Source organism: Chordicoccus furentiruminis (assembly GCF_019355395.1).
GTDB classification, from domain to species: Bacteria; Bacillota; Clostridia; order Lachnospirales; family Lachnospiraceae; genus Chordicoccus; species Chordicoccus furentiruminis.
In genome coordinates this window covers 3181677-3193523 of record NZ_CP048829.1, presented here as the reverse complement: position 1 = coordinate 3193523, position 11847 = coordinate 3181677, and the positions used below count along the sequence as shown (strand labels likewise).

The 11847-nt window shown below is 57.9% G+C and carries 7 protein-coding genes; all 7 read right to left on the bottom strand.

Annotation, left to right across the window (positions count from 1 at the left end):
• Positions 1-27 precede the first annotated feature (27 nt).
• Complete coding sequence (locus G4C92_RS14510; protein ID WP_274940531.1) at positions 28-801, bottom strand: type III pantothenate kinase; 774 nt, start codon at positions 799-801, stop codon at positions 28-30.
• Between the two features lie 123 nt (positions 802-924).
• Positions 925-3054 (bottom strand): LTA synthase family protein, encoded by a 2130-nt coding sequence (locus G4C92_RS14505; protein WP_274940530.1) that lies wholly within the window; start codon positions 3052-3054, stop codon positions 925-927.
• A 56-nt stretch (positions 3055-3110) separates the two neighbouring features.
• Positions 3111-4916, bottom strand: a complete 1806-nt coding sequence (locus G4C92_RS14500) for an aminopeptidase P family protein (RefSeq protein WP_274940529.1) — start codon at positions 4914-4916, stop codon at positions 3111-3113.
• Positions 4917-5146: 230 nt separating this feature from the next.
• The gene (gene ppdK / locus G4C92_RS14495) at positions 5147-7780 is read right to left on the bottom strand and encodes a pyruvate, phosphate dikinase (RefSeq protein WP_274940528.1); all 2634 of its coding nucleotides are present in this window, start codon (positions 7778-7780) and stop codon (positions 5147-5149) included.
• Between the two features lie 224 nt (positions 7781-8004).
• Positions 8005-9264 carry a 6-phosphofructokinase gene (locus G4C92_RS14490; protein WP_274940527.1) on the bottom strand — a complete coding sequence of 420 codons (1260 nt, stop codon included), beginning with the start codon at positions 9262-9264 and terminating at the stop codon, positions 8005-8007.
• Positions 9265-9492: 228 nt separating this feature from the next.
• On the bottom strand, positions 9493-10761 hold the full coding sequence (locus G4C92_RS14485; protein WP_274940526.1) for an SPFH domain-containing protein: 1269 nt from the start codon (positions 10759-10761) through the stop codon (positions 9493-9495).
• Positions 10762-10920: 159 nt separating this feature from the next.
• Complete coding sequence (locus tag G4C92_RS14480; protein ID WP_274940525.1) at positions 10921-11847, bottom strand: TPM domain-containing protein; 927 nt, start codon at positions 11845-11847, stop codon at positions 10921-10923.

Genomic DNA, 11847 nt, shown 5'->3' with positions numbered 1-11847 from the left:
ATTAATCGTATTGGCAATACAATTTTTCTATCTTTCCCGTCTGTTCATATCATAGATCAGGCTGAGGCCGCGCAGCATCAGCTCACTGTCCAGAAGGATCCTGTGCCGGCAGAACGGAATGATCCCCGGCGCCAGTCCGCCCGTCGCGACGGCCCGGATTTCGCTTCCGATTTCGCCGGCAAACCGGTCCAGCATCCCGTCGATCATCGCCGCCTGCCCATAGACGATGCCGCTTCTCATGCAGTCCACCGTGTTGGTGCCGATTGCTTTTCCCGGATCCGCAAGGCTCAGATTCGGCAGAAGAGATGCGGAGGAAACCAGTGCAGAAAGAGAAACATGGACGCCCGGCATCACCGCGCCGCCTCGGAAAGCGCCCTCGCGGTCAATGACGGAGATCGTCGTCGCCGTTCCCATGTCAATGACGGCCAGCGGCGCGCCGTAGAGATGGATGCCTCCGACCGCATCCACCACGAGATCCGCGCCCAGCGTCTTCGGGTCGTCGATCCGGATCTTGAGACCGTTCTTCACGCCCGGCCCGACGACCAGGGTTTTGAGTCCGGTCACCTTTTTCACCGCTTCCTCAAGCACCCTCGTCAGCGGAGGCACCACGCTCGAGAGGATCGCCCCTTCGATGTCCGCCAGATCAATGGAACGGATCTGAAGCACCGTATGGAGCAGCACCGCGTACTCTGTCGCCGTCTTTCTCGGATCCGTGGCGAAGCGCTCGGTCAGCAGCACGCGTTCTCCGTCCATAAGCCCGGTCTCAATGTGCGAATTGCCCATATCGATCGCCAGTATCATCGCTTTCTCCTCCATGTCAGGCTTTCTGCGTCATTGTCTGTCGTGAAGACGCCGTGCACTTCTCCGCTGCCAAGACAGGCAGCCGGACCGCTTTTTGAGCGGCCGGCTGCCTGTCCATGTCTCTTATCCGCCTGCGTCCGTCAGCCCGAAGAATCCGCTGTCCCGCGAATGTCCGGCCGTCAGCTCATTGTAGATAAGACACTTGTAGTTTTCAAATTCCTCGCCCTCTCCGCTCCCGACATCATCGGTATTCCACTCATGCATCCTGCCGTCCGTGCCGAGATAACCGTAGGCGTTCATCGCCGGAATGGACTTCATCTGCCCGAGAAGATAGCGGTTGTATCCCGTCATCTGAAGGCCGGTGAGACTGAGCAGATAGCTGCTCAGATCGTTCGCTGACAGAAGCTGGTCCTGCTTCTCCGGAATATCATAGTTCGCCCAGATGAAGAACTTCGACTGGTACTCCAGCTGCTGCTCGTCGAAGTTCAGCGAGGACTGATCCTTGCCGAGGCAGTACTCCCAGAAGTCATCTCCGATCTCCGGCTGATGATCGCCCCAGAAGCAGATCAGCGTCTTCTCATCGCTCCTGCTGAAATAATCGATCAGCGTCTGAACCGCCTGGTCGGTCATCGTCACCAGAGTCAGATACTGATCCGCCTGGCTTTTGTACATACCGCTGTAGCCGACTGTATGAGCCGTGCTGGTCAGTGTCGGGTCGTTGTAGGAACTGTGATTCTGCATCGTGACGTTGAAGAGGAAGAGTTTCTCTCCCTTCTTCTTGTTTTTCACCTGATCGATGACGGACTCGAAATCCGCCTGATCGCTGACAAAGCCGCGTACGGTATCGGTGCCCGCGAAGCTGCTGCTGTTGTCCAGCGAGAGGAACTCATCGAAGCCCATCCGCGGGTAGACGAGCGTTCGCGACCAGCCGCTGGCGAGATACGGATGCATGGCCACCGCACGGTATCCCTGGGCCTTCAGCGTCCGCGCAAGGGAGTACTGATTGTCCTTGATGAAGGACGTGTAAACCACCGTAGAAGGCGACAGCGCGCAGGAATTGCCGGTCAGGAACTCATATTCGGTGTTGGCCGTCGTACCGCCTTTCACCGAAACCAGCAGATGGCCGCTCTGCGTGTTCTCCTTCAGAGAGTCGATTGTCGGCATCAGATCTGTGTCCGCCCTGAAGTTCGGGTAGACCGTCAGATCCGAGAACGCCTCATCCATGATGCAGATGATGTTCTCAGGCTGGACGAGGGATGCGTCCTGCCCGAGGGAGGCATTCTTTTTTTCCGAGGTGCTGATGATACTTTTCACCTTGTCTGACGAGTAAGTGTCCGGTTCCTTCGGCATCGAATTCTTTGCAAATGCGAGAAAGCCCGATTCCATCCCGAACAGCCGGTAGGTGTACCAGGGCTGCCAGTCACGAAGCCAGATCCCGGTGCTGCTCAGATAGTCGGTCCTGAATATGACGATGTAGAAAGCCGCAAACAGTGCCACCGCAATCCCGCGGGAGAGCACCTTCAGCGGAATCCGGCGGAAATTGCAGGCCAGATGGAAATGACCGTAAAAACCGAAGACGGCGAAGGTGAGCACCGTACAGGCGACCACTTCCCAGTTCGGATTGTAGCGGTAATTTCCGGCCACATTGGAAGCGGTCCGGATCGAATACAGATCCACCCACTGAAACGGCGAGCCGCGAAAGCTCTGCACAAAATAATTGGCGATGCCCCAGCAGAGGAAGAAGACGTTTCCGATCCTCATCCCGGTCGGAAGCGAGTTGGTGAGGAACACGATCACGAGGTAAAGAACAAAGGTGATCCAGACATTCAGCCAGACATACTTCGGCTCCATGCGGGCAATATAGTAGTTGTTGATCAGCTCGATCTCATAGAACGAAAGCACCGCGTTGCCGAAAATCAGCGCCAGCGAAGCCAGCATCGTCAGCGGATTGGAAAATGCATGCCGCTTCGTTCCCGTTCCCCTGCCGTATGCCGCCCGGAGCCCGTCCAGGCACGAGAAAGCCAGAAGCGCGATCAGGAAGAAAAAGATGAAGGACCTTGCGTTCTCGAACGGAATATCGACGGCCTTATTCATCACCGAAGTCGTCCGGATCACCCTCGGCGCGCAGAAAAACAGATTTCTGTACCAGAAGAGTATCACAAGACCGACGGCCGTCCCGGCGAATTTCATGGCGAATGCCAGTTTGCCGCGGACGCCCCGGGCCTCAAAATTCGGAAAAACAGAATGTAACACCAGATGCCTCCTGTACTGCAGAACCCGTGGAGTCTCTCCCTCTCTGCGGGATTCTCTCACGCCCGGCTGACCGGACGGGTCGCCTCCTCAAGCCAGCGTCTCTCGTCCTCTTCCAGATAGGGAGAAACTGCCTCTCTCACGCGGCGATGGTAGTCGTTGAGCCGCTCGATGTCGATCGGTTCCATATAACGCGTATCGATGGCATCCAGATCGATGGGGGCCAGCGTCAGCGGTTCGGATCTCAGGAAGTCTCCGAATTCCGTTGTCTCGTCCTCAACCGTGAGCATAATGCTTTCCGTCCGGATCCCGTAGCGGCCTTCGCGGTAGAGCCCCGGCTCATCCGATGTAATCATGCCCGGTTCCATCGCGATCTCCGTTCCGCCTGATACGCCGCGGCTGATACGCTGCGGTCCTTCATGTACGTTGAGAATATAGCCGACTCCGTGACCGGTTCCGTGGTTAAAATTCAGTCCGTGCCGGTACAGCGGTTCCCTGGCCAGCAGATCCAGCTGGCCTCCGGTCGTGCCGCGCGCGAATTTTGCGTACATCAGCGCCAGATTGGAGACCGCGACCAGCGTAAAGTCCCGCTTCATCTCGTCGGTCAGAGCGCCCAGCGCGATGGTCCGCGTCTCGTCCGTCGTCGCGCCCTGATAGTGGGCCCCGGAGTCAACCAGCAGAAAGCCTTCCTCTCCCAGCGGGCTCGCGGTCTCCTCATCCGGTGCGTAGTGAGCCATCGCCGCGTGAGCCCCCACCGCGGAGATCGTCGGGAACGATAGGTCGATATAGCCCGGAATTTCACTTCTGAGCGAGTCCATCAGCTTCGCGGCCGTCACCTCATTCAGCGGACCTGCGAGACGGTTCTTCACCCGGTAGATGAAACGGCAGACCGCCACGGAATCAAGAAGATAAAAACGGCGGCTGCTGCGGATCTCCGTCTCGTTCTTGACGGCCTTCATCAGGGTCGTCGGGTTCGGAGCGTCCACAACGTCACTCTTGTCGCGGAGCAGTGTCGCCATCGCGTCCGAGGACTGTCTGCTGTCGAACAGCACGGCCCCCTCAAAATGATAGTCCCGGATGTATTTGAAGATATCTCCGTAGGGGTGAAGCTTGACATGATGTTCTCTGGCGTAGGAAGAAAAAGCCTCCGTCACCGCCTCATCCTGGATGAAGAGGTCCGCCGTGTCCTCACCGACCAGGAGGTAGCTGAGCACCACCGGGTTATACGCGACATCCGATCCGCGGATGTTCAGCAGCCACATGATATCGTCCAGTTTTGAGAGCACGAAGGATGTGCAGCCCAGTTCCTTCATCTTCGCACGCACGCCCGTCAGCTTTTCGTCGCAGTTCCGTCCTGCCAGCGTATCCGGAAGGATCCAGGCCTTGCCTGACGGAAGCGCCGGGCGTCCGACCCAGACCTCGTTGATGATATCCTGCGTGGATTCGATTCTCGCACCGCGTGCCTTCACAACCTTCCTGAGGTGCTCACCGTTCTGCGCACTGACACAGGTTCCGTCACAGCCGAGCACCTGACCTGCCTGCAGCACAGTCCCGAGATAAGCGTAGGGAGTCGGAACGCCCGGCTCGCCCTCCTTCATCAGCTCGACGCCGGTGCCTTCGAGCTCGCCGGCCGCGGAGATGAAGAAACGGCCGTCCGTCCAGAGCTTCGCGTTTTCCTGTTCAATGACAAGGACCACATTGTCGCTCGTGCAGCCCGTGAGATACTCGGTGACCTTATAGTAATCGCTGACATATTCGGACGCGTGGGAGTCGGTGGAATAAGCGACATAGACGTCAACGCCCGCATGCAGCATCTCCGTCCGCAGCATCTTGAGCCGGCGGCGGATCTCATCCTTTGAATTCATGAAGAGAAACCTTCCTTTCCTGCTGTTTTTTGTCCGTTCCGTTCCGCACAAAGCATATCCGAAAACGGTAGAAACACGCCTATTATACCAAAACGAAAAGCAAAAAGAAATCCCTGACTGCCGGAGCAGTCAGGGACGCAGCAAATACCCCCGCTTTGGCCGGGGGCATTCGCGTTCACACAGGGCGGATACGGCTGCATTGCGAGCCGTTTACCGCCGCCGCGTTTGAATTATTTTCCCTGCTTCAGTGAAGCCTGAGCCGCCGCGAGGCGTGCAATCGGAACACGGAACGGGCTGCAGGAGACATAGTCGAGGCCGATGCTGTTGACGAACTCGATGGACGCCGGGTCGCCGCCATGCTCTCCGCAGATACCGCAGTGCAGGTACGGATTGGTCTTGCGTCCGCCCTCAACAGCGATCCGCATCAGCTTGCCGACACCGGTCTGATCCAGCTTTGCGAACGGATCGGACTCAAGAATCTTGGCGTTCAGATACGCGTCAAGGAACTTGCCGGAATCGTCTCTGGAGAAGCCGTAGGTCATCTGGGTCAGATCGTTTGTTCCGAAGCAGAAGAAATCAGCCTCGGTTGCGATCTCATCCGCGATCAGGGCCGCTCTCGGGATCTCGATCATCGTACCGATCGTATACTTGAGTACCACATTGGCCGCTGCGATTTCCTCATCCGCCGTGGTCTTGACGATCTTTCTGACGTACCGGAGCTCACGCTTCGAGGAGGTCAGCGGGATCATGATTTCCGGAGCGATCTGCCATTCCGGATGACGTCTGGAGACGTTGATCGCGGCGCGGATGACGGCTCTGGTCTGCATCTGGGCGATTTCCGGATACATAACATCAAGACGGCAGCCGCGGAGGCCCATCATCGGGTTGACTTCCTTGAGGCCCGCGATCACATTCTTGACTTCCTCGACCGTCTTGCCCTTGGAATCAGCCAGCTTCTTGATATCCTCTTCCGTGGTCGGAACAAACTCGTGAAGCGGCGGATCCAGGAAGCGGATCGTAACCGGCTTGCCCTCAAGCACTTCGTACAGCTGCTCGAAGTCGCCCTGCTGAAGCGGAAGGATCTTGGCCAGCGCGGCCTTTCTCTCATCCACGGTGTCGGAGCAGATCATCTCGCGGATCGCGTCGATCCGGTTGCCGCTGAAGAACATATGCTCCGTACGGCACAGGCCGATTCCCTCGGCGCCCAGCTCGACCGCCTTCTTGGCGTCAGCCGGCGTATCCGCGTTGGTGCGTACCTTCATTCTTCTGAACTCATCCGCCCAGGACATGATGGTCTTGAAGTCCTCGTCCTCGATGGCGCCCGCCACGACCGGAAGATCACCGTCGTAGATGTTGCCGGTAGAACCGTCGAAGGAGATCCAGTCGCCCTCATGATAGGTGTGGCCGCCCAGCTGGATGGTCTTGTTGTCGGAATCGACAATCAGTTCCTTGCATCCGGAAACGCAGCAGGAACCCATGCCGCGCGCAACGACCGCCGCGTGAGAGGTCATGCCGCCGCGGGCTGTCAGGATACCCTGAGCGGACTTCATGCCTTCGATATCCTCCGGAGAAGTCTCGAGACGGACAAGAACAACCTTCTCGCCCTTCGCAGCCCATTCCTTGGAATCCTCCGCCGTGAAGACGATCTTGCCGCTCGCGGCGCCCGGCGCTGCCGGAAGGCCCTTGCCGATCAGCTCCGCACTCTTCAGCGCCGCCTTGTCAAAGGAGCCGTGAAGCAGCGTGTCAAGGTTTCTCGGATCAATGGCGAGGACGGCCGTCTTCTTGTCGATCTTGCCCTCCTTCACCAGATCATTGGCGATCTTCAGCGCCGCGCGGGCCGTTCTCTTGCCGTTGCGGGTCTGCAGCATATACAGCTTGCCATGCTCGATGGTGAACTCCATATCCTGCATGTCATGATAGTGATCCTCCAGCTTCTTCGCGATGGAGGTCAGCTGCTTGTAGATGTCCGGAAGCGTCTTCTTGATCTCATCGATCTCCATCGGCGTACGGACACCGGAGACCACGTCTTCGCCCTGCGCGTTCATCAGAATCTCAGCGTAGAACTTATTCTCACCGGTAGCCGGGTTTCTCGTGAACGCAACGCCGGAACCAGAATCATCGCCCATGTTGCCGAATGCCATCATCTGGACGTTGACAGCCGTGCCCCAGGAATACGGGATGTCGTTGTCGCGGCGATAGACGTTCGCGCGCGGGTTGTCCCAGGAACGGAATACGGCCTTGACCGCCTCGATCAGCTGTACCTTCGGATCGGTCGGGAAGTCCTTTCCGATGGTCTTCTTGTACATCGCCTTGAACTGATCCGCCAGATCCTTGAGATCCTCCGCGGTCAGATCCACGTCCTGCGTCACGCCCCGCTCGACCTTCTTCTTGTCGATCAGCTTCTCAAACTCGCTCTTCGAGACTTCCATGACGACATCGGAGAACATCTGGATGAACCGTCTGTAGCAGTCCCATGCCCAGCGCGGATTTCCGGACTGTGCGCTCAGGGACTCGACGACATCTTCATTAAGACCAAGGTTGAGGATCGTGTCCATCATGCCCGGCATGGAAGCTCTCGCGCCCGAACGAACGGAAACAAGAAGCGGATTCTCCTTATCACCGAATTTCTTGCCCGTGATCTCCTCGAGCTTTCTCATATACTCGGAAATCTGAGAGGAGATCTCGTCGTTGATGACCTTCCCGTCCTCGTAGTACTGCGTGCATGCTTCCGTTGTGATCGTGAAGCCCTGCGGAACCGGAAGACCCAGGTTGGTCATCTCGGCCAGGTTCGCACCCTTACCGCCGAGGAGCTCGCGCATGTTGGCATTGCCCTCGGTGAACAGATACACCCATTTCCTTGCCATTAGATTTATTCCTCCTGTGAAAAATACAGATTATTTGAATAGGCATTAGTATTGTAGCAAGTATTTCGCTGCCATTCAATAGAAGAAATGCGCGAAACCCGTACGATTTCGCGCATTCTGTCTCTCCGTGAATGCAGACGGCTCACTCAGGCGCTCCGCGCGCCGCCGCCCCTGCCTTCACGGAAGGATGGATGATTCGTCTTTTTCTCACCGGTCCGGCCGGATCACAGCAGTTCCTGATAGCCCGGCTTATACAGATGTCTCGGAATCCCGTCCACCATAATCGGCGCCACGTCGCCCTGAATCAGAGGCCGGACGTAGGTGATGAACTCATTTGTGACGTAAGTACCCTCCTCGTTCACCCACTCTCTTGGAACAAGCCGTTCATCGTTGGCGATCTTATGAACGTCCTTCACTTCGGTTCCCATCTGGTACGGGTCGTCAGACAGACGCTTCATGACGACCATCTTCCCGCTGTCGCCTTCGTCCGCCGCCTTCATCGCGGCGCCGCCGACCTCATAGGCTTCCAGAATGTCCACCCTGGACGAGCAGTGGCTGGCCGAACGCTGCAGAGTGGAAAGTTCGATGGCTCTTGTCTTGCAGCCGATGCGCTGCGCGAGAATCTCGCAGAGCACACGCGCCGTACCGGTCAGCTGCTTGTGCCCGAAGGCGTCCGTGTACTCGGTCGACTCGCCGAGCTCCATCACATATTTACCGTCCGCTGTGCGAATTCCTTCCGACACGCAGATCACGACGGAGTTTTTCTTCTTCAGCAGATTGGCGCATTTCTCGACAAAACGGTCTACGTCAAACGGAAGCTCCGGAAGATAGATCGCATCCGGTCCGTCACAGTCCTCACCTTTGGAAAGAGCCGAGGCGCCGGTAAGCCAACCGGCGTTCCGTCCCATGATCTCCACTACAATGACCTGTCCGTTCTTGTTCCGCATCGACCAGCCGTCACGAATAATCTCCTTGACAGATGTACCGATGTACTTTGCAGCCGATCCGTAGCCCGGTGTATGATCCGTCAGCGCCAGATCGTTGTCGATCGTCTTGGGGCAGCCGACAAAGCGGATCTCCGAACCGGTGATGATCGCGTAGTCGGAAAGCTTCTTGATCGTATCCATGGAGTCGTTTCCGCCGATGTAGATGAAACAGTCAATCTCAAGATCGTGAAGGATCCCGAAAATTTTCTCGTAGAGCGCCTGATCCTCGTGGATCTCCGGCAGCTTGTAGCGGCAGGAACCGAGGTAGGATGCGGGGGTGCGTTTCAGGAGCTCCGCGTCCAGTCCGTTGGTGATATGCTCAGACAGATCCACATAGCGTTCCTCCATCAGTCCCTGAATCCCGTTGAGCATGCCGTAGACCTTCTTGTAGCCGCGGTCTCTGGCGGTTCTGTAGACGCCCGCGAGGGATGAATTGATGGCAGCCGTCGGTCCGCCGGACTGGCCTACAATCACATTTCTTTTCTCTGCATGAAGCATAATGGATGTACCTCCTTTACGCGCGGGTGTCTCGTTTCTTGCCTGTCCGTCTCCCGCTTAATTGGTTATTCTACAGGAAGCCGTCATGTTTTTCAATAGAACTCACATAATTGAAGCATATTTTTTGTATTTTATGATCATTATAACCAATTACGGCGGACACCATCTCATCTGGTGTCCGCCGTATTGCACAATTTCGCTCTGTTTTTGGAATTTCCGCGTGCCGCCTTAACGGATCGGATGTCCGCAGTTCGGGCAGAACTTCGGCGCCTGTGCCGGATCATACTTCGTCCCGCAATTCGGACAGAATCCGCCCGTCCGGGCTGGCTTCGGCTGCCCGCAGTTCGTGCAGAACTTTCCGCTGTTCGGCGTGCCGCAGTTCGGGCATGTCCAACCGGCCGAATCGGCCCGGACCGCCTGCGCCTCCTCCACGGCTTTCCGCTGCTGCTCGCCCTGTCTCATCAGGTCCTGTACGCCGGAGGCTCCCGCTCCTCCCATCATGCCGATCCCCGCGAAGCCGGTCATGGCTCCGGCGGCATTTGAAGCGGCGGACTGCATCGCTTCTGTCTGACCCATTCCCATATACGCGCCCAGCATGGAGGGATCGGTATAGCCTCTGGTTTCCTGATACCTTTCGATTTTTGCCTTTGAATTGGGATCCGCGTCCATCATGCCGATGGCGATCTGGAAGATGGAGATGCCGCGGGCCGCGTTCCAGGTCTGATCAAGAAGACGGTTCACATCTTCCGTCAGCTGCGCCTCATGGGAGGCGATATCCGTATAGGGAATATGAAGCTTGGAGAGCTGTCCCACGCCCTGGCGGATCGCCGCGATTGCCTCCGTCTTGATCTGCGGTTCGATATCCTCCTTCGTCAGCAGTCCGTCCCCGTCGGCGCCCGCCTTCTGGGATCCCAAAACCTGGAAGAAACGGGCGGGATCCGTAATATGGATCGAATACATGCCGTTGCCCATCAGCGTCGCGGCGATATGCCAGACCGGACTGCCTGTCTGAAGATCCGACTCCCAGTGATCGAAGACAATATTGCCCGATCCCCACTTGAAGCCCTGAATCTCCCCGAGGTTGATGTAGAAAACTCGCTGCGTGCTGGTACGGGTTCCTCCGGCGAGAAACTGCTTTCCCACCGAATCGAGGAGCGCCTTCAGCCCCTTGTTGTTTCCGGTCATCATGGACGGTGCCTGGGAGGCGTCAAAGGTGTACCGTCCCGGCTCAGCGCAGAAATCGACGATCCGTCCGTTTTCAACCAGAACCATGCACTGATTCGGCTGAACGTCAATGCCCGATCCGGACGTGATGATGTTCGCGTCTCCGCGTCTGCTGGCCGATCCTTTTCCTGTGATTTTCTCGCCGCGCTTCATCAGCACGCCGCCCGAGAGATCGCCGCTCTCGAAGTAGTCAGTCCACATCCCCGCGCCGGTCGTGCTGACCGCGCTGTTAAGCGAGCCGAGCGCGTCTGCTGCCAGTCGTATCAGTCCCATATCTGTCTCCTTTCATCTGCCGCGGCGCATTTATGCGTCCGCCGCTGTGATTGCCGTTTTGCTGCCGCGCGCCGTCCGTACGGATCCGGCTGGCGTTCCGTGAAGTTCCGTATGCTTCCCGCCGCCATCTCCTCCTGACGGTGGACGGCCGGAAATAGTTCAGAAGTGGCCTCCCCCGCCGCTGAAGTTTCCGCCGCTGTCCGAAAAGCCTCCGGAAGACGTGCCTCCGAAGCCCTCTCCTCCGCCTCCGCCGCTGCTGTCCGTATGGACACGCCGCCTGACCACAGTTGTTCCGAGATACGTCTCGTCGTGATCCAGCGTCCGGTAATGCTCCACCGGCACCTTCGGCGTGTTCGCCTTCGACGGCTGCGTCCTTGAATGGCGCAGTACAAATCCGAGCACCGCGAGCACCGCCGCGGCCGCGCTGATCAGAACAGAGGATCCTGTCGGGACGAGTGCCCGCGGCACGTTTCCGATCCGGTCCAGCCGGTCGGCCGCGATCCGGGCAACCTGGTAATAGTCTCCGTCCCGCGCCGCCTTCAGCGCGTCATCGCGGATCCGGTCGCCCATCTTCGAATAGCGGTCCGTTGCGAACCGGCCGTGCCCGGCGAGCCAGAGAACCCGGTTGTTGAGGTCGATCAGAAAGATCAGACCGTCCTCGCCGAACTGATTGTCGATGTAAAACTGCCGGCAGTAGCGCATCGACGTCTCCGTGCTGTAGGACGCGTCCGTCGGAACCCCGTCGGTCACGAGCAGCACGGCATCGCCCCGGATACGGCTGCTGATTTTTTCAAGCTCAGCCTCAAGCGTCTTCTCCTGCTCGACCGTGAACGTGCCGGAAAAGTCATAGACATGCTTCGATGAATCCTCCGCTCTCGGGATCCTGAACACGGTTCCGTCGTTGGAAATATAGGTGTCGTCCCCGTCGTTGTTCTCCTCCCAGACGCTGTCGGAGGAGCCGTCGGCAGTCTCCGCCTCCGACGAAGCGAAGCCATCCCCGTCCGCTGAAGCCGCCGCACGCAGGGGAGAGACGATCAGAAGCACGGCAAGGACCAGAATACCCAGAAGTCTGTTTCGATACCTCAT